The organism is Ramlibacter sp. (genome assembly GCF_035548915.1).
Taxonomy (GTDB): Bacteria; Pseudomonadota; Gammaproteobacteria; order Burkholderiales; family Burkholderiaceae_C; genus Ramlibacter.
In genome coordinates this window covers 1-26,353 of record NZ_DASZSE010000043.1, presented here as the reverse complement: position 1 = coordinate 26,353, position 26,353 = coordinate 1, and the positions used below count along the sequence as shown (strand labels likewise).

Annotated in this window: 20 protein-coding genes; 12 read left to right on the top strand and 8 right to left on the bottom strand. The window is 69.1% G+C overall.

Annotation, left to right across the window (positions count from 1 at the left end; genetic code table 11):
- The first annotated feature begins 68 nt into the window (after positions 1-68).
- Positions 69-3,518, top strand: coding sequence for a tetratricopeptide repeat protein (locus VHA82_RS17750; protein WP_325546201.1), 3,450 nt, complete (start codon positions 69-71; stop codon positions 3,516-3,518).
- Positions 3,519-3,534: 16 nt separating this feature from the next.
- On the opposite strand, the gene VHA82_RS17745 is transcribed toward VHA82_RS17750, so the two are convergent.
- Positions 3,535-4,416, bottom strand: a complete 882-nt coding sequence (locus tag VHA82_RS17745) for a LysR family transcriptional regulator (protein WP_325546199.1) — start codon at positions 4,414-4,416, stop codon at positions 3,535-3,537.
- A gap of 121 nt (positions 4,417-4,537) precedes the next feature.
- On the opposite strand from VHA82_RS17745, the gene VHA82_RS17740 reads away from it, so the two are divergent.
- Genes VHA82_RS17740 through VHA82_RS17730 form a run of 3 tightly spaced genes read left to right on the top strand, consistent with a single transcriptional unit; the run spans position 4,538 to position 7,822 of the window.
- Positions 4,538-5,974, top strand: coding sequence for an amidase (locus VHA82_RS17740; protein ID WP_325546197.1), 1,437 nt, complete (start codon positions 4,538-4,540; stop codon positions 5,972-5,974).
- 22 nt (positions 5,975-5,996) lie between these two features.
- Positions 5,997-7,028: a tripartite tricarboxylate transporter substrate binding protein gene (locus VHA82_RS17735; protein WP_325546195.1), complete on the top strand. Its 1,032-nt coding sequence runs from the start codon at positions 5,997-5,999 to the stop codon at positions 7,026-7,028.
- The gene (locus tag VHA82_RS17730; protein ID WP_325546193.1) at positions 7,025-7,822 is read left to right on the top strand and encodes a class II aldolase/adducin family protein; all 798 of its coding nucleotides are present in this window, start codon (positions 7,025-7,027) and stop codon (positions 7,820-7,822) included. The genes VHA82_RS17735 and VHA82_RS17730 overlap by 4 nt, the downstream gene beginning before the upstream one ends.
- 102 nt (positions 7,823-7,924) lie before the next feature.
- On the opposite strand, the gene VHA82_RS17725 is transcribed toward VHA82_RS17730, so the two are convergent.
- The 5 genes from VHA82_RS17725 to betC are packed head-to-tail and all read right to left on the bottom strand — an operon-like array spanning position 7,925 to position 13,585.
- Positions 7,925-8,611, bottom strand: a complete 687-nt coding sequence (locus VHA82_RS17725; protein ID WP_325546191.1) for a GntR family transcriptional regulator — start codon at positions 8,609-8,611, stop codon at positions 7,925-7,927.
- A 26-nt stretch (positions 8,612-8,637) separates the two neighbouring features.
- A complete protein-coding gene (locus VHA82_RS17720; protein ID WP_325546189.1) occupies positions 8,638-9,600 on the bottom strand; it encodes a tripartite tricarboxylate transporter substrate binding protein in 963 nt (320 codons plus the stop codon).
- Between the two features lie 11 nt (positions 9,601-9,611).
- Positions 9,612-10,496, bottom strand: a complete 885-nt coding sequence (gene mmsB, locus VHA82_RS17715; protein WP_325546187.1) for a 3-hydroxyisobutyrate dehydrogenase — start codon at positions 10,494-10,496, stop codon at positions 9,612-9,614.
- A 30-nt stretch (positions 10,497-10,526) separates the two neighbouring features.
- Positions 10,527-12,023, bottom strand: coding sequence for an aldehyde dehydrogenase family protein (locus VHA82_RS17710; protein WP_325546185.1), 1,497 nt, complete (start codon positions 12,021-12,023; stop codon positions 10,527-10,529).
- 11 nt (positions 12,024-12,034) lie between these two features.
- Positions 12,035-13,585, bottom strand: a complete 1,551-nt coding sequence (betC, locus tag VHA82_RS17705; RefSeq protein ID WP_325546183.1) for a choline-sulfatase — start codon at positions 13,583-13,585, stop codon at positions 12,035-12,037.
- A gap of 118 nt (positions 13,586-13,703) precedes the next feature.
- Between betC and VHA82_RS17700 the strand changes: the two genes are divergently transcribed.
- Positions 13,704-14,927, top strand: a complete 1,224-nt coding sequence (locus VHA82_RS17700) for a CoA transferase (protein WP_325546180.1) — start codon at positions 13,704-13,706, stop codon at positions 14,925-14,927.
- Complete coding sequence (locus VHA82_RS17695) at positions 14,924-15,658, top strand: enoyl-CoA hydratase/isomerase family protein (RefSeq protein WP_325546178.1); 735 nt, start codon at positions 14,924-14,926, stop codon at positions 15,656-15,658. Before VHA82_RS17700 ends, VHA82_RS17695 begins: the two co-directional genes overlap by 4 nt.
- A 10-nt stretch (positions 15,659-15,668) precedes the next feature.
- On the opposite strand, the gene VHA82_RS17690 is transcribed toward VHA82_RS17695, so the two are convergent.
- Together VHA82_RS17690 and VHA82_RS17685 are read right to left on the bottom strand one after the other, a co-directional pair.
- Positions 15,669-17,654 carry an adenylate/guanylate cyclase domain-containing protein gene (locus VHA82_RS17690; protein ID WP_325546176.1) on the bottom strand — a complete coding sequence of 662 codons (1,986 nt, stop codon included), beginning with the start codon at positions 17,652-17,654 and terminating at the stop codon, positions 15,669-15,671.
- 24 nt (positions 17,655-17,678) lie between these two features.
- Positions 17,679-18,767, bottom strand: a complete 1,089-nt coding sequence (locus tag VHA82_RS17685; RefSeq protein ID WP_325546174.1) for a PA0069 family radical SAM protein — start codon at positions 18,765-18,767, stop codon at positions 17,679-17,681.
- A 186-nt stretch (positions 18,768-18,953) separates the two neighbouring features.
- On the opposite strand from VHA82_RS17685, the gene VHA82_RS17680 reads away from it, so the two are divergent.
- The 6 genes from VHA82_RS17680 to VHA82_RS17655 all read left to right on the top strand — a co-directional run.
- On the top strand, positions 18,954-20,183 hold the full coding sequence (locus tag VHA82_RS17680) for an adenylate/guanylate cyclase domain-containing protein (RefSeq protein ID WP_325546172.1): 1,230 nt from the start codon (positions 18,954-18,956) through the stop codon (positions 20,181-20,183).
- 26 nt (positions 20,184-20,209) lie between these two features.
- On the top strand, positions 20,210-22,675 hold the full coding sequence (locus VHA82_RS17675; protein ID WP_325546170.1) for a PAS domain-containing hybrid sensor histidine kinase/response regulator: 2,466 nt from the start codon (positions 20,210-20,212) through the stop codon (positions 22,673-22,675).
- A gap of 78 nt (positions 22,676-22,753) precedes the next feature.
- Positions 22,754-23,188 carry a hypothetical protein gene (locus tag VHA82_RS17670; RefSeq protein WP_325546168.1) on the top strand — a complete coding sequence of 145 codons (435 nt, stop codon included), beginning with the start codon at positions 22,754-22,756 and terminating at the stop codon, positions 23,186-23,188.
- A gap of 52 nt (positions 23,189-23,240) precedes the next feature.
- Positions 23,241-24,605: a cytochrome ubiquinol oxidase subunit I gene (locus VHA82_RS17665; protein ID WP_325546166.1), complete on the top strand. Its 1,365-nt coding sequence runs from the start codon at positions 23,241-23,243 to the stop codon at positions 24,603-24,605.
- Between the two features lie 2 nt (positions 24,606-24,607).
- On the top strand, positions 24,608-25,603 hold the full coding sequence (locus VHA82_RS17660; protein ID WP_325546164.1) for a cytochrome d ubiquinol oxidase subunit II: 996 nt from the start codon (positions 24,608-24,610) through the stop codon (positions 25,601-25,603).
- A gap of 147 nt (positions 25,604-25,750) precedes the next feature.
- Positions 25,751-26,353, top strand: a 603-nt coding sequence (locus VHA82_RS17655) for a hypothetical protein (protein ID WP_325546162.1), incomplete at its 3' end; no start/stop codon positions are given.

The window sequence follows — 26,353 nt, the reverse complement described above, 5'->3', positions numbered from 1 at the left end:
GGGGCGTTTTGCGTTACCCTCTCCCGCGATCATCTGCGCAGCTTAACGCTCGGAGGGCGGGAAGACGAATGAAGAAGGGGCTGTCCGCGCTCGGGACCGTCGCCGCCGCCGCCACCGCCCTCGCCATGGCGCTCGGCCCGGTGGCAAGCCTCGCCGCCGCGCCCGGCGCGGAGGTCGTCATGGTCACCGGCCGCGGCGAGCGGCGCGAGACGGACCAGACCGTCTGGGTCAATGCGGCGGTGAACGACAGGATCGCGCCCGGCGGGTCGGTGCGCACGCTCGCCAACAGCCAGATGGGCGTGCTCATGTCCGACCGCACGCAGATCCGCCTGAACCAGAACAGCCAGCTTCAGATCAAGTCCCTCGCGGAGGCCACGCAATGGTCGGAAACGGCCGTGCGCCTGAACGCCGGCCGCGCGTGGAGCCAGGCGCGGCCGCAGGCACCCCCGCCCGGCGCGGGCGACGGCACGAAGCCCGCCAACGCGCTGCGCATGGAAACGCCGACGACCACCATCGGCATCCGCGGGACGGACTGGGAAGTCGAAGTCGATCCGGCCTCCGGCACGACGCGCATCGCCGTGCTCTCGGGCACCGTCGACGTCGGCAATGAATTCGGCGCGATCGTGCTGGGCCCAGGCGATGCAGCGGTCGCCGAGCCGGGCCAGGCGCCGCGCAAGTTCCAGCTCGTCGATCCGGCAAGCCGCGTCCAATGGGTGTCGTCGTGGAAGCCGCAGCCCAGGCGCTGGGCCGGCACGGATGCGGCGCGGCTTGCGCAAGCGGTGGCACTCGTCGAAGCGGGCGAGTTCACGCAGGCGCAGGCGCTGCTCGGAAATGCACGGGGCGGCGACACGGCCGCCGCGAGAATGCTCGCGGACCTCCTGATGTACCAGGGCGAAGTCGCTCGCGCGCGCGAGCTCCTCGCCCCGCATGCGAGCGAGGGCAGCGGCGACCCGCTGGCGGTCGCCCTGCTTGCGAACGCGCTCGCGCGCGAGGACCGCGTGGAGGACGCTAAGGCGCTTGTCGGAAAGGCGCTGGCCGAGCATCCGGGCCATCTCGAACTGCTCACGACCGCAGGCGACCTCGCGGTGCTGCAGGGCGATGCCGCGCGGGCGCGCGCGGCCTACCTCGGTGCGCTCGCGGTCGATCCGCGCAGCGTCGATGCGTGGTATGGGCTCGGGCTCGTCGCGTCCGAACGCGAACGCGTGGCCGAAGCGCGGCGCTCGCTCGGCGAGGTGCTGAAGCTCGATCCCGCGGAAGGCCGCGCGCTCGCCGAACTCGCGGCCACCGAGAGCTTCGCAGGCGACCTCGCGCACGCGCGCGAACTGCTGCGGCAAGTCCTCGCGAAGGAGCCTTCCAACTATCAGGCGCTCACGGCCCTGGGCATCGTGCACCTGAAGAGCGGCCGCCCGCGGGAAGCGCTGGAACAGTTCATGAAGGCCGGCGTGATCGAGCCGCGCCACGCGCGCGCGTGGCTCTATTCCGGCGTCGCGTTCTATCAGCAGGGCGAGACGGATCGTGCGCTGCAGGCATTCGCGCATGCGGCTCGGCTCGATCCGCACGACCCGGTGCCCTACGTCATGCGCGGCCTCGCCGAAAGCGACGCGCTCGATCCCGGCGCGGCCATCGCCTCCGCGCGCGAAGCGCAGCTGCGCCTGCCCTACCTCAAGTCGCTCAACCCGGTGGCGAGCAACCAGAAAGGCAGCGGCAATCTCGGCAGCGCGCTTGCGGGCTTCGGCCTGGAGGAATGGGCCGACGACTACGCGGCGCGCGCGAATTCGCCCTACTGGGGCGCGAGCCACCTCTTCCTCGCCGACCGCTTCACCGGCGAATTCAATCGCAACTCCGAACTGTTCAAGGGCTACCTCACCGAGCCGACGGCCTTCGGCGCGTCCAACCGGCGCAATTCGCTCGTGACGGCACCGGGGCACTACGGCCGAGTGGAAGCGGTGGCGGACCGCACGAGCTGGGACCAGCTCGCCGGCATCGCGAGCGTCAACGGCATGAGCGTGGAACCCGTTCCGGTCGCCTACTTCGCGAGCGCCGACTTCCCACGCGCGCAATCGCGCGACGACGCGAGCAGCGCGCATGCGCACAACCTCACCTTCGGGCTCGGCGTGAAGCCGACGTGGCAGCTCGGACTCTTCGCCTTTGCGACCGACACGGATTTGCGAGGCGACCTTCGCACGACCGAACTGCCGTCGGATCGCTTTGCCCAGCGCGAACAGCGCGCCGACGCCGGACTGAACTTCAGGTTCCAGCCGGACAACCAGCTCTGGATCAAGGTGGGCAGCGGACGGCAGGACAACAGCGTCGCAGGCGCACTCGCGTCGGCGGACCTCGCGCAGTCGCTCAACACGCTCTTCCACACGAGCGTGTTCACGCCGAACGGCACGCTCGATGCGTTCCAGTCGACCGTTCGACAAGACGACGTGCAGCTTCGCCATGCGTTCACCGCAGGCGACGTGCTCTGGAGCTGGGGCGCCGAATACTCGCGCCAGCGCAACGACGGGCGGCTCACGACCACGTTCACGCCCGCCGTCGTGGACACGGGGCAGCAGCTCGCGCTGCGCTCCATCGATGCGTATGTGTCGGCGATCTTTCAGCCGCGCGGTGGCCTGCAGGCGCAACTCGATGTGTTCGCGCAGCAGGCGCGCGGCCATCGCCTCGACACCGACACCCTTTCACTGCAGGTCGCGCCGCCGAGCAGCTTTTCCCTCGGGAACACGGTGGGCGATCGAGACAGTCACGAGATCAACCCCCGCGCCGGCGTGAGCTGGGAGATCGCGCCGCTTCAGACGCTGCGTGCCGTGCTGCAACGTTGGCGGCGGCCCGCATCCGTCTCCACGCTCGCGCCGGTGGAGACGCTCGGCATCGCGATCAACGACCGAATCGTGGCCGCGGGCGGACTCTACGAACGCGCGCGAGTGCAGTTCGACGGCGAGTTCGGCGAGCACACCTTCATTCGCGCGTTCGGCGATCACGAGCGCGTGGACAACGGCCTCGCAGGGCGCACCACGGCGATCTCCGACTTCGAGCTCACGCAGTTGCAGAACCTGCGCGCGCGCCCCGACGTGTTCCAGGCCAAGCCCGATCTCGAGCAGACGCCGCAGTACATGGCAGGGCGCATCGACACGCTGGGCCTGTCGATGAACCGGCTGCTCGGTCGCGAATCCTCTCTCGCGGCCCGCTACCTGAATCGCGACGCCGTGCAGACCGGCGCGCTCGCGGGCCGCATGATTCCCTACGTGCCGCGCCACTTCCTGCAGCTCGACAACCAATGGGCCTTCGGTGGGCAGTGGCTCTTGGGCGCGAGCGCGACGTGGCGGTCGCTGCGCTATCGCGACGACCGCAACCTGGACCCGATTCACGCGGGATGGGCTTTCGCGTTCACCGCGTACTGGGAAAGCCTCGACCGCCATTCCATCGTCGAGGCGATCCTGGGCAACCTCGCCGCGCACAAGAACGCGGTGAACGACCGCGACGCGCACATCACGCTGCGCTACGCGTACCGGTTCTGAGCCTCACCGGAGCGCCTCACTGCATCGCCGCGCGCGCCGCCTCGATGAAGGGCTCGACGAACGGGCTGTCCAGATCGAGCCGGCGGCACACCGCCACCTCGAACCCTTCGGCCACGCCGGCGAGCCTGCGAAAGACGAGCCCCGGCGGCGCTCCGATGGCCGCGCACACCGGCACCAGCGCATAGCCCTCGCCCGCGAGCACGAGCGCGAGCGCGGCGTGCACCGTCTCCACGCGCTCCACCACCTGCATCGTCACCTGATGGCGCCTGAGGAGTCCCGCGACCATCGATCGGTCGGCCTCTTCCTTCAGTATCGGCAGCGCGATCAGGCGCTCGCCCTGCAGCCGCTGCATCGGAACGGCCGCGAGACGCGCGAGCGGCGCGCGCGAGGGCATCGCGAGCCGCAGCGGCTGCATCCCCACCACGGTGCTCGCGACGTCCGCGCGCCGCAGCGGCGGCATGCACAGGCCCACCGCGACGTGGTGATCGACGATCTGCGCTTCGTACGTCGCCGCACTCATTTCGACGAACTGCAGTTCCACTTCCGGCAGCGTGCTTCGCAGTTGCGGCACGAGCCGCGGCAGCACCGCATAGCCCAGCGAAAACATGTAGCCCACGCTCAGCCGGCCGCGCCGGCCCGCGCCCACCGCGCGCGCCGCTTCGACGCCATCGCTCGCGAGGGCCAGTGCTTCGCGGGCGCGCGCGAAGAGCGCGGCGCCCGCGTCGGTCAGGCGCATGCCCGTGGATTCGCGCAGGAAAAGCGGCGTGCCCACCTGCGCTTCGAGGTTGCGAATCTGCACCGAAAGCGGCGGCTGCGCCATGTGCAGCCTTTCGGCGGCCTTGCCCACACCGCGGGCCTCGGCGACGGCGACGAAGTAACGCAAGCTCCTCAGGTCCATGCCCATACGATCCCGGTATGCGCGGATTGTGAACGAGTATTGGACCCGCGGCCACGCGGGTGGCACGCTTCGCACCGAGCTGGCCGATGCGGCCCGCGCCGACGAACGAGGTGTGCGAGGAATGTCCGAGGAACTGTGCTTCTGGCCGGCCGTGCGGCTTCGCGAGGCGATCGCGCGGCGCGAGGTCTCGCCCGTCGAAGTGACGCGAGCGGTGCTGCAACGCGCGAGCCGCCTGCAGCCGAAGCTCAACTGCTTCATCACGCTTTGCCCGGAAGAGGCGATGCGCGACGCCGCCGCAGCGGAACGCGCCGTCATGCGCGGCGAGGCCACGGGCCTGCTGCACGGCATCCCCTACGCATGCAAGGACCTGGTCGACACGAAGGGCGTGAGAACGACGTTCGGCTCGCTCCTCTACGAAGACAACGTGCCCACCCAGGACGCCGTGGTGATCGAGCGGCTGCGCCGCCACGGCGCGATCCTGATCGGCAAGACGACGACTTCGGAGTTCGGCTCCAAGTGCCTCACGGACGCGCCGCTTTTCGGACGCACGCGCAACGCCTGGGACGCCACGCGCACGAGCGGCGGCTCCAGCGGCGGCGCCGCCGTGGCGGTGGCGAGCGGGCTCGCGCCGATCGGCGTCGCGACCGACGGCGGCGGCTCGACCCGCATCCCCGCCGCATGCAATGGCGTCGTGGGCCTGAAACAGTCGATCGGGCTCGTGCCGCATTCGCAGGCCGAGGACGTGATCGGCAACCTCACCTACGTGACGCCGATCTCGCGCGTCGTGGCCGACACGGCGCTCATGCTGCAGGCGATGGCCGGCGAGGACGCGTGCGACCCATGGTCGGCCGGCGCGCGCGCGGAAGACTATCTCGCGGCGGCGCAATCCGCGCGAAGCCTGCAGGGCAAGCGCATCCTCTTTGCGACCGTGCCGCCGGGGCGGCCCATCGCGTCCGACGTCGCGTCGTCTTTCGCCTCGTCGATGGAACTGCTGCAGTCGCTCGGCGCCGAGCTCGCCGAGATGCCCGCGTCGGACTTCGACATCGAGCCGCTTTGGCGCGTCGTGAACCACACGGTTTGGAAGGCCCGCTTCGGGCGGATGGCGGAAGAACACGGCGACCGCATGAGTCCCTCGTTCCTGCAGCAGCTCGAACTCGCGCGCGACTACACCGCCGTCGACTACCAGCAGGCGAACTTCGCCCGCACGCAACTCTTTCGCCACGTGCAGAACCTGCTCGGCGACAGCGATTTCATCGCGGTGCCCACGCTCATGCGCACGGCGCTTCCGATCGGACAGGACCTGTTCGGCCGGCTCGACATCGACGGGCAGCTGCACGACGAAGTCCGCTCGAACTGGTTTCCCTGGACCATGCCGTTCAACCTGACGGGCCATCCCGCCATCACCCTTGCATGCGGCATGGGCCGCGACGGCCTTCCGGTCGGGCTGCAGCTGGTGGGGCGGCTGCGCCGGGAAACGGATCTTCTCGCCGCCGCGGCGGCATTCGAGGCCGCGCGGGGCCTTGCCGCCCGCTGGCCGGACGTGGAAGCGCAGACATGACGCGTATTCGAAGGAGAGTTCGATGACCAAGGCAAACCGCAAGATCTCCCCCGGCTCGCGGCGCCGGGCCGTGGCGTGGACCGCCGCACTGCTGGCATCCGCATGCCTGATGCCGGCCGCCCCCGCGATCGCGGGAACGTATCCCGATCGTGCCGTGACGATCGTCTCCGCGTTCCCGCCGGGCGGCATCGTGGACGTGATCGCGCGGCGGCTCGCGCAGCGCCTCGGGGAACAGTTCAAGCAGAACTTCATCGTCGACAACCGCACCGGCGCGGCCGGCAGCATCGGGTATTCGGCCGTCGCGCGCAGCGCGCCGGACGGCTACACGCTGGTGGTCGCGAGCGGGCCGACCACGATGGCGCCGCCCGGCTCCGCGATCCCATCGTTCCAGCCGCAGACCGCCTTCAGCGCCATCGGCATGATCGGCACGATTCCGCAGGCGATCATCGTGGCGAACACCCTGCCCGTGCGGACGCTGCCCGATCTCGTGGCCTACGCGCGCTCGCATCCGGGCCAGGTGAACTACGGCTCCGCGGGCGCGGGGACGACGCCGTTTTTCACGATGGAACTGCTGAACGCGCAGCAGAAGGTCAAGCTCACGCACGTGCCCTATCGCGGCCAGCCCGAGGTGATGACCGATCTCATCCGCGGCGACATCGGCGTCACCGCGATGACGGTGCCGCTCGTCGTGCAGCCGGTGCAGGCCGGGCGGATCCGCGCGCTCGCCGTGACCTCGTCCGCCCGCCTGGCATCGCTGCCCGACGTGCCGACGGTGACCGAGCAAGGCATGCCCGGCCTCGCGATTTCCAACTGGTTCGCGCTCATGGGGCCGGCCGGCATGCCCCCCGACGTCATCTCCGCGCTCTCGGCCGCGTTGTCGCAGGCGCTCGCGGCGCCCGACGTCCGCGCGAGCCTGGGCGAACTGGGCCTGGTGATCCAGCCTTCGCCGCCGGCGGAGACGCTCGCCTTCGTGCAGGCCGATCTCGCGCGCTGGATCGCGATGTCGCAGTCGCTCGGCGCCGAGCCGAATCACAGCAAGGAAGCCAAGAAATGAATTCCGACGGCGCGCGGCTGGCCGCGCCTCACGCACCCGAGGGCATGGACGAGGCCGAATGGCGGCTGCGCTGCGAGCTCGCGGCTTGCTACCAGCTCACCGATCTCTACGGGATGTCGGACCTCGCTTCGACGCACATCTCCGTGGCGTTGCCGGGCGATGCGCATCACTTCCTCGTGAATCCCCTGGGCGTGTTCTTCGACGAGATGACCGCATCGGCGCTGCTGAAGGTCGACCTGGAAGGCCGCGTCGTCGAAGGCGATGCGTCGCACCTGAATCCCGCGGGCTTCGTGATCCATAGCGCGATTCACATGGCGCAGACGGACCTCGTGTGCGTCATGCACAGCCACACGCGCGCGAACAACGCGATCGCGATGCAGGCCGCGGGGCTGCGCCCGCTCAGCCAGAAGGCTTGCGTGATGATGGACTTCCTCGGTTATCACGACTACGAAGGCGCGGCCCTCGACGAGGACGAGCGCGAGCGGCTCGTGCGCGATCTCGGCCCCGAGGGCCGCGTGCTGATCCTGCGCAACCACGGCGCGCTCACGGTCGGGCGCACGGTCGGCGAAGCCTTCTGCTGGATGCTGCGGCTGGAGACGGCGTGCCGGTTCCAGATCGACGGGCAGTCGGGCGGGGTGGCGCTGCATGAACTGTCCGACGCGACGATCGCGCACACGCGGGCGCAAGGCCGCAGGATGCTCGGGCCGGGCGGGTTCATGGAGGTGGGCCGGCTGGAGTGGCCGGGGTTGCTGAGGAAGCTGGAACGCGAACGCGGGACGGCGTACCGGACTTGAGGCGGCGGGCAGTCGGCTCGGGCGCGATGGGCGCGCCGGACGATGCCCTCACCCCGGTCCTCTCCCGGAGGGAGAGGGAGAGGGAGAAACAGCCCGCGTCTGCTAAAGAATCGAAAACGAGATCGACTTCGCTACCGCATCGCGGATGTGCTGGATGCGTTCGCGGTTCAGGCGTTCCGCTGCTTCGCCGTCGTGACGCGCCACCGCGTCGAGCAGCGCTTCATGTTCGCGGATCGCGGCTTCCATGCGGCCCGGCAGCATCGCCGTGCGGCTGCCCGCGAGCCTGAGGCGGTTTTCGATCGCGAGGACGAACTCCGCGAGCGTCGCGCTGCGGCAGCATTCGACCAGCACTCGCCGAAACGCGAGCGCATGATCGAGATAGCCCGCGACGTCGCCCTTCTTCGCGCTCGCGCCGAGCTGCTGCAGCGACTTCTTGAGCCGCTGCAGATGCGCGGCGTCCATGTTCACCGCGGCCAGGCGCGCGACGAGGCCTTCGAGCACCTCGCGGATGTCGAGCAGCTCGATCACCTCCTCCGGGCTCAGCCGCGTCACGGTCACGCCGACGAAGGGCGTGCGGCTCACGAGCCGCTCCACCTCGAGCTGGCGGATCGCTTCGCGCACCGGCGTGCGGCTCACTTCGAATTCGGCCGCGAGATCCTGCTCGGTGAGCTTCGCGCCCGGCTTCAATTCGCCGCGCAGGATCGCCGAGCGAATGCGCTCGCACACCTGTTCGGCCGAGAGCGATTGCGGCTCGCGCTTGCCCGATGCGCTGGATTTCGCGGACGTCATCCGGTCTTTATACAGGACGAGCGCCCTCAATCGAGCGTCGCGCCGGAGCTCTTGATCACCGCGGCCCAGCGTTCGACTTCGCGCCGCACGAACGCCTTGAATTCCGACGCCGACGCGGGGCGCGGCCGCCCGCCGAGTGCGACGATGCGCTGCGAGAAATCGCGCGAACGCACGATCTTCGAAAGCTCCTCGCTCGTCTTGTCGACGACGGCCTGCGGCGTGCCGGCGGGCGCGAACAGGCCCACCCACGGCACCAGATCGAAGTCGCCCACGGTCTCGGCCACGGTCGGGATCGAAGGCAGCGCGGAAATGCGATCGCCCGAACTCACGGCGATCGGACGCACCCGGCCCCCGGCGAGGAAGGGTTGCGCGGCCGCATAGGCATCGAACGACACCTGCACCTGCCCCGCCGCGAGGTCGGTGAGCGACTTGGCCGAGCCTTGATACGGCACGTGCGTCATCGCGATGCCGGTGCGCCGCATGAGCTCCGACATCGCCAGGTGCGACACGGAGCCGTTGCCGGGCGACGAGTAGTTCACGGTGCCCGGATGGGCCTTCACGTAGGCGACGAGTTCCGCAAGCGAATGGATCGGCAGCGCGCTTCCCACCATCAGCACGAGCGGCGCGTCGTAGATGAGGCCGATCGGCTCGAAGTCCTTCACGCTGTCGTAGCGCACGTTGCGATAGAGAAACGGATTGCCCGCGACGGCGGCCGAAGCCGATAGCGTCATGATGCTGCCGTCGGCGGGCATGCGCGAGACGGCGGCCAGCGCGAGACTGCCGGACTGCCCCGGCATGTTCTCCACGATGAGCGTGCGGCCGATGGCCGGACCCAGCCGATCGGCCAGGAGCCGCGCCACGGTGTCCACGGATTGACCGGGCGGATAGCCCACGATCAGCTTGCCCGCGTCCTTCTGCGCGAACGCGGCCGTGCAGGTGAGCAGCAGCGCGATGAAGCCGCTTCGCAATGTGCGGCGGAGGTTTTGCATGAATGTGTCTCCTAATTGTTCGATGCGCCGAGCATCTGGATGATCGAAGAGAAGTCGAGGCGGCCGCGCCCGGCCGCGCAATGCATCGCGTAGACCGAGGCCGCTGCCGCGCCGAGCAGCGCCGTCGAGCGGCTCGCGACGGCCGCCTCTTCGGCCAGGCGCAGGTCCTTCAGCATCAGCTCGGAGGCAAAGCCGCCTTCGTAGCCGCGATTGGCGGGCGACGCCGGCACGAGGCCCGGTTCGGGCGCGTAGCTCGTGAGCGCCCAGCACTGCCCCGAGGAGGTCGATGCGATCTCGAAGAATTTCTTCGCATCGAGGCCCAGCCGCTTCGCGAGCACCAGCGCTTCGGACACGGCGAGCATCGAGATGCCGGCGAGCATGTTGTTGCAGATCTTGGCGGCCTGCCCCGCGCCCGCCGCGCCCGCGTGGACGATGTTCCTTCCCATGGCGCGAAGAAGGTCCTGCGCGCGCGCGAACGCGGCGTCGGCCCCGCCCACCATGAAGGTGAGCGTGCCCGCGGCCGCGCCTCCCACCCCGCCCGACACCGGCGCATCCAGCGTGTCGAGGCCCCTCGACTGCATCGCCCGGTGCAACGCCGCGCAGGACGCGACGTCGATCGTCGAGCAATCGATCACGAGCGTGCCGGGTGCGAACGCGAGCCCGCTTCCCGTGAGCACGTCCAGCACGTGCCGTCCGCTCGGCAGCATCGTGATCACGGCTTCGGCGCCTTCGACCGCGCGCGCGACGGAGTCACGCGGCGCGAGTCCCGCTTCGCGCGCGCGCGCCATGGAATTCGCGCTCACGTCGAACGCGCGCACGTCGTGCCCCGCGTCCTTCAACCGGCATGCCATGGGAAAGCCCATGTTGCCGAGTCCGATGAAACCGATGACGGCCATGTCTGTCTCCTTGTTGCGCCCGCGCGGGGCTCATGTCATGTTGAGGATCACTGTCTTCTTGTGCGTGAAGTGATCGAGCATCGCCTCGAGCGAGGCCTCGCGGCCGAGGCCCGACTGCTTCACGCCGCCGTAGGAAAGGCCGGGCTGCACGACGATGTTCTGGTTCACCTGCACGAAGCCGGCGTTCAGCCGCCGCGTCGCGTCGAGCGCGGTCTTCAGCTCGCGCGTCCAGATCGTCGCGGCCAGCCCGTAGTCGCTGTCGTTCGCCATCGCCAGCGCCTCTTCGTACGTGGAAAACGCGATGACGCAGGTGACGGGGCCGAAGATCTCCTCGCGCGCGAGCCGCGAGCCGTTGGCAAGCCCCGTGAAGATGACGGGCCGCACGAAGAGCCCGTCGCGCAGCGCCTCGTCCGCAGGAAGCTGCGAGCACTCGTGCGCCCGCGCCTCGGGGTCGGCGCGGCCGGTCTCGATGTAGCCGAGGACGCGCTCGAGCTGCCCGCGCGAAATGATGGTGCCGATGTCGGTCGCTTCGTCGAGCGGATCGCCCATCTTCATCGCGTCCACGCGCGCCTTCAGCCGGCTCACGAACTCGTCGTGGATGCTGCGATGCACGTAGATGCGGCTTGCCGCGGTGCAGCTCTGGCCCTGGCGGGTGAAACGCATGCCGCTCACCGCGCCGGCGACCGCGCGGTCGAGATCGGCGTCGTCCATCACGATCATCGGGCTCTTGCCGCCCAGCTCCAGCGTGACGGGGATCAGCTTCTGCCCCGCGGTGCGCGCGACGATGCGGCCCGTTTCCACCGAGCCCGTGAACGTCACCTTGCCGACGCCGGGGTGCGCCACGAGCGGCGCGCCGCAGTCGGGGCCATAGCCCGACACGATGTTCAGCACACCGGGCGGAAGCTTGCGGTTCAGGATCTCGCACACGCGCAGCACCGCGAGCGGCGCTTCTTCCGCGGACTTCACGACGACCGTGTTGCCCGCCACGAGCGCGGGTGCGATCTTCAGCGCCATGAGCATCATGGGCGCGTTCCACGGAATGATCACGCCCACGACGCCGATCGGCTCGCGCTGCGTGAAGCTCAGCATGTCCGGATGGAAGGGCACCGTCTCGCCCTTCAGCTCCGAGCCGAGGCCGCCGTAGAACTGCAGCGCGTCGGCGACGACCGACGCTTCGACGCGGCTTTCCGTGCGCAGCGCCTTGCCGGTTTCGAGCGCGACGAGGCGGCCCAGTTCCTCCACGTGGTCGGCGAGCAGGCGCGAGCAGTCGGCCAGGAGCGTGCCGCGCTTGCGCGCCGGCATCGCGGCCCACGCGGCCTGCGCTCCCATCGCAGCGGCAACGGCATCGTCCACGTCGGACGCGTCGCTGTGCGGCGCGTGGCCGATCTCGCGGCCGGTCGCGGGGTTCACGACGGGGAAGGTGCGCCCGCAGCGAGCAGGCTTCAGCTCCCCTGCCACGAGGTTGCAGCCGCTGATCGCGCGGGCGAGGCGGTGCGGATCGGTGTCGGGTGTCATGAGGTCGGTCATCGCAATTCCTTTCACTTGGCGGCGGTCTCGAGAGGCGGCCAGCGCTTCTTCACCTTGATCACGCGTGCGCTGCCGCGGCGAACGAACCGGCGCGTGTCGTCGGTGCTCGCCTGGTAGTCCCACACGGGCTGGATGCCGTCGGGCAGCGAGTTGATGAACTTGCGGCGCGCCTGGCTCGCGAGGACTTCCCGCGTGATCGCCTCCGGATCCCATCGCGAGAGCACGCGGGCCTTCAGCGCTTCGAGCACGCGCGGCTCGCGCCGGGAAATGTCCGTGAGCTCGTTCGGATCGTCCTGCATGTCGAAGAGCAGGTCGGGGTGGCCGTGCGTGTACACGTACTTGTACCGGCCGCTTCTGAGCATGCAGCACGGGCCCGTCACGCCCTCTGCCGTGTACTCGACGAAAGCTTCGCCCTCGCCCTCGCCGTTGCCGCTGCCGTTGCCGCCGCGGTCGCCGGTGGCGACGAAGGGCACGAGGCTGCGGCCATCGACCGGCTCCACCCATGCGGGCGGCGCTGCGTCGGTCGCGTAGTCCACCAGCGTGGGCAGCAGGTCCACGTGCGACACGGGCTGCGCGATGCGGCGCGGCTTGCGCACGCGCGGATCGAACACGATGAGCGGCACCTTCGCCGACCAGTCGAAGAAGACGCGCTTGAACCACATGCCGCGTTCGCCCAGCATGTCGCCGTGGTCGGAGGTGAAGACGACGATCGTGTCGTCGTCGAAGCCCGCGCGCTCGAGCGTTTCGAGCAGGCGCCCGACCTTGTCGTCGATGTAGCTCACCATCGCGTAGTAGGCGTGCCTCGCCCGGCGAATCTGCTCGTCCGTCGCGCCCGCCTTGTCGAGGCCGTGGGAGTACTGCACCCATTGGCTCAGCTTGTCGCGCTCGGCCATCGGCATGTCGCCCACGAGCGGCAGGTTGATGTCCTCGGGCGAATAGCGCTCGAGGTATTCGGGCGGAATGTGGTACGGCGGATGCGGATGCGTGAAGGACGCGCAGAGAAAGAACGGCCGCCGGTCGTCGTCGCGCGCGAGGTCGTAGAGGCGCTGGATCGTCCTGGCCTCGACCTCCTCGTCGTAGTCGAGCTGCAGGCTCCTGAAGCACGAGCCGCTTTCGTCCACCGTGCTCAGGTTGTGGCCCGGCGAATAGAAGCTGAACTCGCCTTCCTTCCAGTCCGCGACCCAGCCGAAGTCGGCGGGATAGATGTCGGTCGTGAGCCGCTCCTCGAAGCCGTGCTTCTGGTCGGGCCCCACGAAATGCATCTTGCCCGCGAGGATGGTGCGGTAGCCCGCCTTCGCGAGGTAGTAGGGCAGCGTCGGCGTGGCGGCCTGGAACTCGCACGCGTTGTCGAACGCGCCGATGCGCGTGGCGAACTGGCCCGCGAGCAGCGAGAACCGCGCCGGGGCGCACAGCGGGAAGTTGCAGTACGCGTTGTCGAACACGGTGGAGCGCGCCGCGAGCGCCTGCAAATGAGGCGCCCGCACGGCGGTGTTGCCGTGCATGGGCAGCACGGGCGCCGACAGCTGGTCGGCCATGACGAAGAGGATGTTGGGCTGGCGCATAAGTCTCCTGATAGGTCTCCTGATGGGGCTCCTGATGGGGCTCCTGATTTGCACAACGGTTGCATTTCCGTTGTATGCAATATAGACTGGCCGGACCGATCTGACAAGTGGAGAAAACATGAGCGAGACAGCTTCCCTGCCGCTTTCGGGCGTGCGCGTCCTCGATCTCACCCGTGCGCTGGCGGGACCGTTCTGCACGATGATCCTCGGCGACCTGGGCGCCGACGTCGTGAAGGTCGAGCCGAGCGGGGGCGACATGATTCGCGAGTGGGGCCCGTTCGACCGCGGCACGAGCGCCTACTTCCTGAGCGCCAACCGGAACAAGCGCGGCGTCGCGGTGAACTTCCGCGACGCGAGGGGCCTCGAGCTTCTGCGCGGGCTCGCGCGCGATTGCGACGTCGTCGTCGAGAACTTCCGCCCCGGCGCGATGGAGGCCATGGGGCTCGGCTACGAGGCGCTCGCGGCCGCGAATCCGCGGCTCATCTATGCGAGCGTCACGGGCTTCGGCAGCACGGGGCCCGCGGGCGAGCGGCCGGGCTTCGATCAGATCGCGCAGGGTTACTCGGGCCTGATGAGCGTGACCGGAAGCCCCGAAACGGGACCGGTGCGCGTCGGCGTCGCCATCGGCGACCAGGCCGCGGGCATGTGGTGCGCGATCGGCGTGCTCGCCGCGCTGGCCGAGCGCGGCAGCGGCGGGCGCGGGCGGCGCGTGGAAACGTCGCTGCTCGCCGGGCTCGTCGCGCTCATGAGCGTGCAGGCGCAGCGCTACCTGAGTCTCGGCGAAGTGCCGGGGCTCGCCGGCAACACGCACCCGGTCATCTCGCCCTATGGCGCATTCGAGACCGCCGACGGACTGCTGAACATCGCGCCCGCCACGTCGCAGATGTGGAAGCGCGTGTGCGCCGTGCTCGACCTGCAGCACATCGCGGACGATCCGCGCTACGCGACCAACGCGCAGCGCATCGAGCGGCGACAGGAACTGAAGTCGGCGATCGAAGCGCGCCTGAAGCAGCGTACCCGCGCCGAGTGGACCGAGCTTCTGCTCGCAGCCGACGTCCCCGCCGGGCCGATCAACAACCTCGCCGACGTCTTCGCGGACGGGCAGGTGATCCATTCGCGGCTGGTCGAGGAAGTCGAGCACGCGGAACTCGGCACCCTGCGCCAGGTCGGCAGCCCGATCACGCTCGACGGACGCACGGGCGAGTCGATCCGCAGCGCGCCGCCCGTGCTCGGCGAGCATACGTACGAGGTGCTCCAGGACTTCGGATACGCCCGGGGCGATCTCGACCGGCTCGCGCGGGAAGGCGTCATCTCGCAGCATTCGCGGAGAATGGCCGCATGACTTCCGGCCACGCACCCCATCTCGAGATCGCGGAGCACGCCGCGACGATCACGCTGCGCCGGCCCGGCCAGCACAACCGCATCGACCCGGACGATCCCGCGGCGATCATGGATCACATCGCGACGATCCGCGCGACGCCGTCCGTGCGCCTGCTCGTCCTCACGGCCGAAGGCGAACGCACTTTCTGTTCCGGGTACACGCTCGGGCAGATCGGCACGCGCCTGGACCGCTCGCTCGAGGACATGCTCGATGCGATCGAGTCGCTCGAGATTCCGACGCTGTGCGCATTGAACGGCAGCGCGTATGGCGGCGGCACGGACCTCGCGCTCGCCTGCGACTTTCGCATCGGTGTGCGCGGCTGCAGGCTCTTCATGCCGGCCGCGCGATTCGGCCTGCACTACTACCCCGGCGGCCTCAGGCGCTTCGTCACGCGGCTCGGCTGTTCGGCCGCCAAGAAGATCTTTCTCACCGGCATGACGCTCGAAAGCGAAGAGTTGCTCCGCACGGGCTTTCTCACCGAACTGGTCGAGCGTGAAGCGCTGCTCACGCGTGTCGCCGAGTACCGCGACAGCATCGCGCTGTGCGAGGCGCAGGCGGTGCGCTCGATGAAGGCGCACATCAACGCGATCTCCGCCGGCGAATGGGACGAAGCTTCGGGCCGCGCGGCCTATGAGGCGTCGCTGCGCTCCAGGGAAACGGAAAGAAGGCTCGCGGAACTCGCGGCCAGGTAGCGCACGCCGTTCACTCCAGCGCCGTCGCCGCGTCCCAGTCGAGTGCGAGCGACAGCGTGAGGAGCTTCGCGATGCGCGCGAGAAATACCCGGGCCACCGTGTCGTCCGGCGCGATCGCCTGCACGCGCACCCACGCGCGTTCGGCGGCTTCCCAGTCGGCCGCCACGTAAGCCTTCCACGCTTCGTCGGTTGCCGCGGCCAGCTTCGCGTCGGCGCAGGGCGTGAACACGTCCACCGCCACCGTCTTGCCCTTCACGCGGATGCGATCGACCTGCCTCAGGCGCACCGCGCCCGACAGGGCCGCCGCCGTGCTCGCGGACAGCAGGATGCGCGTGCCGTAGTGCTTGTTCGCGCCTTCGAGCCGCGAAGCGAGGTTCACCGTGTCGCCGAGCGCCGTGTAGTCGAAGCGCAGGTCCGATCCCATGTTGCCGACGATGGCCGGCCCTGAATGCACCCCCACGCGCATCGAGAGCTTCTCGACGCCCAGCGCCCGGAAGCGCGGCTGCAGCTTGTCCATCGCTTCCTGCATCTCGATCGCGGCCTGCACCGCGTGCAGCGCGTGCTTCGGGTCATCGAGCGGCGCGTTCCAGAACGCCATCGCCGCATCGCCCACGTATTTGTCCACCGTGCCGCCGTGCTTCATGATCACGCCGGTCACTTCGTTCAGGTAAGTGTTGACGAGTTCCGCGACCGCTTCGGGAGCGAGCTTTTCCGACACGGTGGTGAAGCCCGCGAGATCGGTGAAGAGCACCGTGAGCTCGCGACGCTCGCCTCCGAGCTTCAGACTCTCCGGACTGGAGATGATCCGGTTCACCACATCGCTCGACACGTACTTGCTGAAGGCCGACCGGATCTGCGTCGCGCGGCGCTTTTCGGTGAGATACGAGCCCGTGCCCGTCGCGAGGTAGCCCGCCAGCAGCGCGGCCAGCGGCGTGCCGGCGTACTGCCATTGCCCGTGATCCTTGAAGAGCCACACCGTGACCGCCGAGAGCGCCGCGCCGAGCACGAGCATCGCCGCGCCGCTTCGCAGCGGCTGCCAGTAGAGCAGCGCCGGGATCGCGAGGAGCACCGCCAGTGTCATCACCATCGCGTTGCGCCCGAAGCTCGCAGGCACGATCGTCTGGCCCATGAGCGCGTTCTCGAGGATCGTCGCCTGCACCTCGACGCCCGGCGTGAGCTGGTTCGACTCGAGGAGGAACGGCGTGGCGAGCAGGTCGCCTCCCGTGCCTGTGGCCTCGAGCGAAGCGCGAACGTCCTTGCCGACGAGCACGATCTGGTCTGCGAAGAAGTCCTTCGGGATCGCGGGGTCGCCGTTCAACACCTGGTAGTACGACACGTAGGGAAACGTGCGCGCCGGCCCGAGATGGCGGATCAGTGCGCCGGGCGGCACATAAGGATCGGGCACGAGCCCCGGCCGCGCCTTCAGGAGAGCGCGCACCGTCTGGCGCCAGAAGGCCTCCGCATCCCGCGGCATCGCGCGGATCACGGCGTCCTGGTCCAGGTCCACCGTCGTGAGGCCCGAGAGCGCGCCCGCTTCCGTGAACGGCTGCACCGGGTCGACTCGGAGGAACTCGCGCATCGACGCCGTCTCGTGGAACGCGTAGTCCGAGGCGAGCACGACGTTGCCCGCGCGGCGAATGGCTTCGGCCATGGCCTGGTCTTCGGCCGGCGCGCTCGTTTCAGGAAACAGCAGGTCGAACGCGATCACGCCCGCGCCCGCCGCGTGCAGACGATCGAGCAGTTTCGCGTGCATGTCGCGCGGCCAGGGCCAGCGCTTGCCGAGTTGCGTGAAAGACGCCTCGTCGATGCCGACGATGGTGATGGGCAGCGACGACTTGCCCGGCGCGGTCGCGACCGTCATCAGGTCGAAGAGCTTCAGTTCGACCAGCGTCCACGGCCTGAGGAACATGAGCGCGAAGCCGAGCGCCCAGGCGAAGAGGCCGCACGCCGCTGCCAGCTTCACCGCCTGCATGCCCGGACGTGCCTGGATCAGCATGCGTGCGAGGATAAGAGAAGTGCCTCAAAAGAGCGAGCCCTGCCCGTGCATGGCGGGCGGGCGGAACTGCGTTTCGTCCAGCTCCACGCGCACCTGGTTGAACCCGAGGCGCTCCACCGTCTTGCGAAAGCGCTGCGCGAAGAGCTCGGCCCAGATGCCCGAGCCTTTCATGCGCGTGGCGAAGTCGCTGTCGTAGTCCTTGCCGCCGCGCAGGTCGCGCACGCGACCCATCACGCGGGCCGCGCGTTGCGGGTAGTGCAGTTCGAGCCACTGCCTGAAAAGCGGCGCCACTTCCCAGGGCAGGCGCAGCATGTGATAGAAGGCGCTGCGCGCGCCGGCCTCCCACGCGGCTTCCATCACCTGCTCCATGTCTTCGGTGAGGAAGGGAATCTGCGGCGCGAGGCTCACGCCGCAGGGCACGCCGTGTTCCGCGAGCGTCCTCAGCACGCGCAGCCTTCGATGCGGCGCCGCCGCGCGCGGTTCGAGCCGCCGCGCGAGCACGGGGTCGAGCGTCGTGATCGTCACGTAGACCGCCGCGAGATGCTTCGCCGCCATCGGCGCGATGAGGTCGAGGTCGCGTTCGACACCGCTCGATTTGGTGACGAGGCTGAACGCGTGATTCGTCTCGTGCATCAGCTCGATCACCGAGCGCGTGAGGCGCAGTTCGCGTTCGACGGGCTGGTAGCAGTCGGTCGCCGTGCCGATGGCGATCAGCTTCGGCTGGTAGCCGCGCCGCGCGAGTTCGCCGCGCAGCAGCGGGCCGATGTTGCGCTTGGCGATGATCTTCGTTTCGAAGTCGAGGCCCGGCGAGAGGTTGAGGTAGCTGTGGGTGGGGCGGGCATAGCAGTAGACACAACCATGCTCGCATCCACGGTAGGGATTGATCGAACGTTCGAAGTAGACGTCGGGCGATTCGTTCGACGTGACGATGCTCTTCGCGTCTTCCCACGTGACTTCGGTCGGTGGCGCATCGTGCCGTTCGGCGGCTTCGATCTGCAGCGTATCCCAGCCGTCGTCGAACGCGGCGCGCGAGTCGCTCGAGAACCGATGCGGCATCCGATCGGCCGCGCCGCGGCCCTTGATCGCCTGCAGCGGAATGCGAGTCTGCGTCATGTGCGATCGCTACTGGTCATGCGTACAGTATCTCGCTTCAGGCATTGCGCTGCAAGGCCCGTGAAGTCCCGATGGTCCTGGTAGAACTAAAGCGCAGCAGAAAAGCCCCTAAGGCCGCGCGCCATTTTCCGTACGGGCCGAAATGAGCCGGATGGTCTCATCACAGCACCCCAGCGAAAGGCACGCATGAACAGCACCACCGCAGATTCGTCAGTCCGCAGGCACCGCATCCTCGCCGTGGACGACACGCCGGACAACCTGTTCCTGATCCAGGCGCTGCTCGAAGACAGGTACGAGGTCGTCACGGCCGAGGACGGCGCCCACGCGCTCGACGAGGCCGCGGGCGAAGCCCCGCCCGACCTGATCCTTCTGGACATCATGATGCCCGGCATGGACGGCTACGAAGTCCTGCGGCGCCTGCGCGCGAGCCCCGCCACATCGGAGATTCCGGTCATCTTCCTCACCGCGCTCGCGAGCATCGAGGAGGAGCAGTTCGGCCTCGATCTCGGCGCCGTGGACTACATCACCAAGCCGATCAGCCCGCCCGTGCTCCTCGCGCGCGTCAACACGCACCTGGAACGCAGCATCAACGCGCGCCACCTGCGGTCGCTTTCCGAAAAGCTCGGGCGCTACCTCGCGCCGCAGGTGGTGCAGTCGCTCTTCGACGGCTCGCGCGAGGCGCAGCTGCACACGCAGAGAAAGCCCCTCACCGTCTTTTTCTCCGACATCAAGGACTTCACCGCCTCCACGACGCGCTGGCAGCCGGAGGAAATCACGTTCCTGCTGAACAGCTACTTCTCCGAGATGTCCAAGATCGTCGCCGAGCACGGCGGCACGCTCGACAAGTTCATCGGCGACGCGATGGTCGTCTTCTTCGGCGACCCGTCCACCCGCGGCGTGAAGGAAGACGCGCTGCAGTGCGTGCGCATGGCAGTCGCGATGCAGCGCCGCATGGCGGAGCTGCAAAGCCTCTGGCGCCAGATGGGTTCGGACAAATGCTTCGAGATCCGCTGCGGCATCAACACCGGCATCTGCGACGTCGGCAACTTCGGCAGCGACTACCGCATGGACTACACCATCATCGGCGCCGAAGTGAACAAGGCGGCGCGCCTGGAACAGGCCGCGGAGCCCGGCGGCATCCTGATCTCGCGCGAGACCTGGGTGCTCGTGCGCGAGGAATTCGCCGCCGACCAGCTCGCCCCGGTGGCGCTCAAGGGCTTCCCGGAACCGGTGGACGCCTTCGTGCTGCGCGACGACCTGCACGTGGAAGAAGGCGCGCGCAAGGTGTTCCAGTGGGACAGGCTCGGCATGCGCGTGCTGGTCGACCTCGACCGGCTGCCGGCGGCCGAGCGCGACCTCGTGGCGGCCCACGCCGCCGAATCGCGCGCGAAGGACCACGCGAGCCGCGTCCACTGAAGCACAGCAAGGGAGTCTCAGCGAACATGGACGTCGATCTCATCGAACTCGAACTCGAATCGCAGCCGGCCGAGATGCTGATCGGCGAGGCCGAGGTGCTGCGCGTGCAGCTGCGCGAGGCACTGGCCGAGAATTCCAGGCTGCGCGTCTCCGTGAGGCGCCTTTCGGCGTGCGTGGACGCGCCGCCGAAGATCGCGGAAGACCGCAAGGCGGCGTTCAACCAGCTCGTGCTGGAAACGAGCGGGCCGATGCTCTGGATCGATCGGGCGACCGGCTGCGTCGCCTTTGCCAACCGGGCCGCGTGCGACCACCTGGGCTATGCGCGCGAGGAGCTCGTGGGGCTGCCCATGAACGACTTCGATCGCCACTTCTGCGAGGAAGCCGTGGCGCCGCTCGTGGCCGAATGGCTTCGCACCGGCTTGCCGGTGGCTTTCCAGAGCGGATTCAAGCGCAAGACGGGCGAGATGCGCTACGCGAAGGTGATGGGCAGCATGGCCGACGACGGCGACCGCGAGCTCTTCATCCTCTCCTACCAGGACACGACCGAGCAGTTGCTCGCGGCCAACGAGAGCCGCCGGCATCAGGCGCTGCTCGCGGCGGTGGTGAACTCCATTCCGGACGTCATCAGCTACAAGGACGCCGAGGGCTGCTACCTCGGCTGCAACGAAGCGTTCACGAAGCTGAGCGGCGTGAGCGCCGCGGACGTGGTCGGCAAGCGCCTGGCCGAGGTGTGCAGCCCGGAGCTGGCCGGCAACGTCGAGGCGATCGACCGCCAGGTGATCGACACGATGGAGCGCGTGCGCAGCGAGGAGTGGGTCACCTACCCGGACGGAACGATGGCGCTCCTCGACTCCCTGCGCAGCCCCTTGCGCGACCACCAGGGGCGCGTGATGGGCATCCTGGCCGTGGGGCGCAACGTGACCCAGCGCAAGCTTCAGCAAGAAGAGCTCGAACGCGCGCGCGACGTCGCTCAGGAAGCGACGCGCATGAAGTCGGACTTTCTCGCCAACATGAGCCACGAGATCCGCACGCCGATGAATGCCATCATCGGCCTGTCGCACCTCGCGCTGAAGGGCGAGCTGCCCGCGCGGCAGCGCGACTACATCCAGAAGGTGCACGCCTCGGGCCAGCACCTGCTCGGCATCATCAACGACATCCTCGACTTCTCCAAGGTCGAGGCCGGCAAGCTCGCGATCGAGGAGGAGGCCTTCAACCTCGACAGGCTCATCGCGCAAGTCGGCGCGACGATGGCGGACAAGGCCGCGGCCAAGGGCCTCGAGCTCGACTTCCAGGTGGCCGACGACGTGCCGCGGCGGCTCGTCGGCGACTCGCTTCGCATCCGCCAGGTGCTCATCAACTACGTGAACAACGCCGTGAAATACACGGAAAAAGGCAGCGTCGTCGTGGCGGTGCGCGCGGGCGCCGCGGACGACGACGAAGTGATGCTGCGCTTCTCGGTGACGGACACCGGCATCGGCCTCACCGAGCAGCAGCAGCAGCGGCTCTTCCAGAGCTTCTCGCAGGCGGACTCCTCCACCACGCGCCGCTACGGCGGCACGGGCCTCGGACTCGCGATCTGCAAGAAGCTCGCCGAACTGATGGGAGGCGACGTGAGCGTGGAAAGCACACCCGGCCGGGGCAGCACGTTTCGCTTCAGCGTGCCCGTGCGCCTGGCCGACGAAGGCGCGCGCGATTCGCAGCCGCCCCTGCCGGATGCGCCGCGCTCGGCGCCGCGCGGTGCGCGCGTGCTGCTCGTGGAGGACAACGACATCAACCAGAGCGTCGGCCGCGAGCTGCTGAAGGACGCGGGCATCGACTGCGAGATCGCGTCCAACGGCCAGGAGGCGCTCGACATGCTGCGCTCGGGCGGCTACGACCTCGTCCTCATGGATATGCAGATGCCCGTGATGGACGGCCTCACGGCGACGCAGGAGCTGCGCAAGCTCCCCTCGTGCGCGAAGTTGCCGGTGGTCGCGATGACGGCCAATGCGCTGCTGCGCGACCGCGAACGGTGCCTCGCGGCCGGCATGGACGACTTCGTCGCCAAGCCGATCGAGCCGAACGAGCTGCAGCGCGTGCTCGCGAAGTGGCTCGCGCTCGGGCGGCCGGCCGTGAAGGCGCCCCTCGTGGATGCCGACGGCCTGCCCGTGGTGGAAGGTCTCGACACGGCGTCCAGCCTGCGCCGGATGATGGGAAAGAAGGCGCTCTATCTCGCGATGCTGCGCCGCTGGGTGGACGGCCAGCGCGACTGCTCGCGGCAGCTGCGCGCCGCGCTCGCCGCGCGGGACGACCTGCTGGCGGAGCGCATCGCTCACACGGCCAAGGGCCTGGCCGCCAACATCGGCGCGGTCGAGCTCACGGCGCGCGCGGCGCGGCTGGAAGCGGCGCTGCGGGAACACACGCCGATGCCGGCGCTCGAAGCGCTGATCGAGCCGTTCGAAGCGGAGTTGTCGCGCATGATCGGAGCGATCTCGGCGGCGCTGCCGCAGTAGCCGCAACCGGGCGGCGCCCGGCCGCTGACGGCAGGCGGACTCGTGGAACAATGGCGCCTCATCCGCACAGAGGACTCCATGGACGCGCCCACCCTGACGCCGGCATCCCGCTCCTATCCACTCGCGTCCGAGCAGGACGGCGCCGCGCCGCCGCAAGCTGCCGTGATTCACGTTCGAGGCGAGCGGCGCGGCGCCGAGGTGGCCGCCACCCCCGAGCCCCGGCGCACGCCCGTCGAGGCCGCGTGCGACCGTCACGCGGTCACGATCCGGCAGGGTCGCCACGTGGGCTGCTACAGCGCCTACCTGATCGTGGAGTGCGAGGTCCCGCTCGGCTCGCCGGGGGGCCGCGCGCTCGTCGACGGGCCCGCCCTCGCGGACAAGGCCAGGTCGGCGCAGGACATCGACCAGATCAGCCTGGCGCTGAGACGCACGGGCATCCACTTCCACCGGCGCAACCACTTCGCGTTCCGCAGCCTGGACCCGAACCACCGCTTCTACGTCCGCGAGGACTGAGCCGCCGCCATGCGCGCGCGGCGCGGCGCGCCGTGCCACAATCTCCCGAGAGATGGCCGACACCCTGCTCCTGTCACGCCTGCAGTTCGCGGCGAACATGAGCTTTCACATCCTGTTTCCCTCCATCTCCATCGCGCTCGCGTGGATCCTGCTCTTCTTTCGCGTGCGGCACCTGCGCGCGCAGGGCACGCCCGAAGCGTCCGAGTGGGAACACGCGTGGTACTTCTGGACCAAGGTATTCGCCCTCACCTTCGCGCTCGGCGTGGTGTCGGGCATCACGATGAGCTTTCAGTTCGGCACCAACTGGCCGGGCTTCATGGAACACGCGGGCAACATCGCGGGGCCGCTTCTCGGCTACGAGGTGCTCACCGCGTTCTTCCTGGAAGCGAGCTTTCTCGCGATCATGCTCTTCGGGCGGCAGCGCGTGTCGGCGCGCACGCATCTGGTGGCGACCTTCCTCGTTGCGCTCGGCACCACGCTCTCGGCGTTCTGGATTCTCGCGCTCGACTCGTGGATGCAGACGCCCGCCGCCTACACGATCGTCGACGGCCGCTTCCACGCGACGAGCTGGTGGGGCGTGATCTTCAATCCCTCGTTTCCCTACCGCTTCGTGCACAAGCTCCTCGCTTCGACGCTCACCGCGGCCTTCCTCGTCGCGGGCCTGAGCGCGTGGCAGGTGCTGAAGGGCACGGCCAACGGCGGCACGCGCCGCGCGCTGCGCGCGGGCGTCGTCACCGCCGCCGTCGCGATCCCGCTGCAGATTCTGGCGGGCGACATGCACGGGCTGAACACGCTGCACCACCAGCCCGCGAAGATCGCGGCGCTGGAAGCGATCTGGCAGACCGAGCGCGGCGTGCCGCTCACGCTCATCGGCTGGCCCGACGAGGAAGCCGGCACGACGCGCTTCGCGCTGCGCCTGCCGAAAGCCGGCAGCCTCATCCTCGCGCATGACGCCGATGCCGAGATCCAGGGCCTCGACAGATTCGCGGGCGCGCACCCGCCCGTCGCGCCGGTGTTCTTCGCCTTTCGCGCGATGGTCGGCATGGGATTGCTCATGCTGCTGGTGTCCTGGTGGTCGGCGTGGCACATGCGCGGCGGCCGCGCGTTGCCACGCCGCGTGCTGCACACGCTCGCGGCGATGACGTTCTCGGGCTGGGTCGCGACGCTCGCGGGCTGGTACGTGACGGAAATCGGCCGCCAGCCCTTCGTCGTCTACGGGCTGCTGCGGACGGCGGACGTCGTGGCGCGGCATCCGCCCGCGATGGTGGCCGCGACGCTCGCGGCGTACCTCGCGCTCTATGTCATGCTGCTGCTCTCGTACGTGGGCGTGCTCAAGTACATGGCCGAACATCCGGGCGAGCCCGCGCCTGTGCAGCCCCTTCCCGTCGATTCCGCCGCCGTTGCACGCGGAACGTGAACATGGACCTGCCGACCGCACTGCCGCTCGTCTTCATGGCCGTGATGGGACTCGCGCTGCTTGCCTACGTCATCCTCGACGGCTACGACCTGGGCGTCGGACTCCTGCTGCCCCTTGCGACCGACGCCGAGAAAGACGTGATGGTGGCGAGCATCGGCCCGTTCTGGGATGCGAACGAGACCTGGCTCGTGCTCGGCATCGGCGTGCTGCTCATCGCCTTTCCGCTCGCGCACGGCGTGGTGCTGAGCGCGCTCTACCTGCCGGTGGCCATCATGCTCATCGGGCTCGTGCTGCGCGGCGTGGCGTTCGACTTTCGCGTGAAGGCGCGCGACGAGCACAAGGCGGCGTGGAACCGCCTTTTCTCCGTGGGCTCGGCCGCGGCGGCGATAGCGCAGGGCTGGATGCTCGGCAGTTACCTCACCGGCTTCGAGCTCGGCGCCTGGCAGCTCGCGTTCGATGCCTTCATCGCCCTCACGCTCCCGACCGCGTACGCGATGCTCGGCGCGGGCTGGCTCATCATCAAGACGTCCGACGAGCTGCAGGCGAAGGCGGTGCGCTGGGCCCGCAAAGTCCTCTGGCCGATGGGCGCGGCGCTCGCGGGCATCTCGATCGCGACGCCGCTCGTGAGCCGCACGGTGTTCGACAAGTGGTTCGTGCTGCCTCAATTCTTCGCGCTGCTGCCGATTCCGGTCGCCTCGGCCGTCGCCTTCATGGTCGGGTGGCACGTGATCGCCGAGCCGCGCATCGTGCGCGCGGGCTACGGCTGGGTCGTGTTCGCGAGCACGGTCGCGGTCTTCATCCTTGCCTTCTTCGGTCTTGCGTACAGCCTCTACCCGTTCATCGTGATCGACCGCATGACGATCTGGCAGGCGGCGAGCGCGACCGAATCGCTCGTCTTCATCCTGATCGGCGTGGCCATCACGCTGCCGATGACGATCGGCTACACCGTCTTCATGTACCGCGTGTTCCGCGGCAAGGCGACCGCGCTCAGCTACTGAAAGCCCCGCGTCGGCGCGCGACCTACATGCGCGCCGGAATCGCTTTCTTCGCCGCGGGAGCGCGTCCTACGCAGGGGCTGCTGTCGGGCAAGCACGATGGACTCACAGCCGCCTTGCGCGGCATGGCAGTGAAAGGAGTCCTTCATCATGATTCGCAATTCCTCATTCAGGATGCGCGCGCTCGCGCCCTGGTCGGTCGCGCTGTGCGCGCCGTTGGTGCTGAGCGCGGCGCTCGCGGCCGACCCGGCGACGCCGCTCGACGTGCGCGGCACCGTCACCGGCACCGGGGCGGCCGGCATTTCGGGCTCGGGCGCGACGGGTAGCGGCAGCGTCGGCGCCACGGGCAGCGGCTCGGTGGGCAGCGTCGGTGCATCGGGCAGCGGCAGTGTCGGCGGCAGCGTGTCCGCGGGAGACACGGGCAGCGGCAGCGTCGGCGGCAGCGTGGGTGGAAGCGTCGGCGGCAGTGCCGGGGCAAGCGCTGGTGGTAGCGCCAGTGGTGGCGCTGGTGGTAGCGCCAGTGGCAGTGCCGGTGGCAGCGTCGGTGCGAGCGCGGGCGGCAGTGTCGGCGGCAGCGCAAGTGGCAGTGCCGGGGGCAGTGTCGGCGGCAGCGCAAGCGGCAGTGCCAGCGGAAGCGCAAGCGGCAGTGTCGGCGGCAGCGCGAGTGGCGGTGCGGGCGGCGTAGGCGGCAGCGCGAGCGGCAGCGTCGGCGCAGGCGCGAGCGGCAGCGCGGGCGCCGGAGGAAGCGGCGCG

Coding starts and splice junctions, on each gene's coding strand:
- VHA82_RS17750 (WP_325546201.1), top strand. CDS start 69: ATGAAGAAGGGGCTGTCCGCGCTCGGGACCGTCGCCGCCGCCGCCACC.
- VHA82_RS17675 (WP_325546170.1), top strand. CDS start 20,210: ATGGACGTCGATCTCATCGAACTCGAACTCGAATCGCAGCCGGCCGAG.
- VHA82_RS17670 (WP_325546168.1), top strand. CDS start 22,754: ATGGACGCGCCCACCCTGACGCCGGCATCCCGCTCCTATCCACTCGCG.
- VHA82_RS17730 (WP_325546193.1), top strand. CDS start 7,025: ATGAATTCCGACGGCGCGCGGCTGGCCGCGCCTCACGCACCCGAGGGC.
- VHA82_RS17690 (WP_325546176.1), bottom strand. CDS start 17,654: ATGCTGATCCAGGCACGTCCGGGCATGCAGGCGGTGAAGCTGGCAGCG.
- VHA82_RS17720 (WP_325546189.1), bottom strand. CDS start 9,600: ATGCAAAACCTCCGCCGCACATTGCGAAGCGGCTTCATCGCGCTGCTG.
- VHA82_RS17660 (WP_325546164.1), top strand. CDS start 24,608: ATGGACCTGCCGACCGCACTGCCGCTCGTCTTCATGGCCGTGATGGGA.
- VHA82_RS17710 (WP_325546185.1), bottom strand. CDS start 12,023: ATGACCGACCTCATGACACCCGACACCGATCCGCACCGCCTCGCCCGC.
- VHA82_RS17740 (WP_325546197.1), top strand. CDS start 4,538: ATGTCCGAGGAACTGTGCTTCTGGCCGGCCGTGCGGCTTCGCGAGGCG.
- VHA82_RS17685 (WP_325546174.1), bottom strand. CDS start 18,767: ATGACGCAGACTCGCATTCCGCTGCAGGCGATCAAGGGCCGCGGCGCG.
- VHA82_RS17680 (WP_325546172.1), top strand. CDS start 18,954: ATGAACAGCACCACCGCAGATTCGTCAGTCCGCAGGCACCGCATCCTC.
- betC (WP_325546183.1), bottom strand. CDS start 13,585: ATGCGCCAGCCCAACATCCTCTTCGTCATGGCCGACCAGCTGTCGGCG.
- VHA82_RS17695 (WP_325546178.1), top strand. CDS start 14,924: ATGACTTCCGGCCACGCACCCCATCTCGAGATCGCGGAGCACGCCGCG.
- mmsB (WP_325546187.1), bottom strand. CDS start 10,496: ATGGCCGTCATCGGTTTCATCGGACTCGGCAACATGGGCTTTCCCATG.
- VHA82_RS17665 (WP_325546166.1), top strand. CDS start 23,241: ATGGCCGACACCCTGCTCCTGTCACGCCTGCAGTTCGCGGCGAACATG.
- VHA82_RS17735 (WP_325546195.1), top strand. CDS start 5,997: ATGACCAAGGCAAACCGCAAGATCTCCCCCGGCTCGCGGCGCCGGGCC.
- VHA82_RS17725 (WP_325546191.1), bottom strand. CDS start 8,611: ATGACGTCCGCGAAATCCAGCGCATCGGGCAAGCGCGAGCCGCAATCG.
- VHA82_RS17745 (WP_325546199.1), bottom strand. CDS start 4,416: ATGGACCTGAGGAGCTTGCGTTACTTCGTCGCCGTCGCCGAGGCCCGC.
- VHA82_RS17700 (WP_325546180.1), top strand. CDS start 13,704: ATGAGCGAGACAGCTTCCCTGCCGCTTTCGGGCGTGCGCGTCCTCGAT.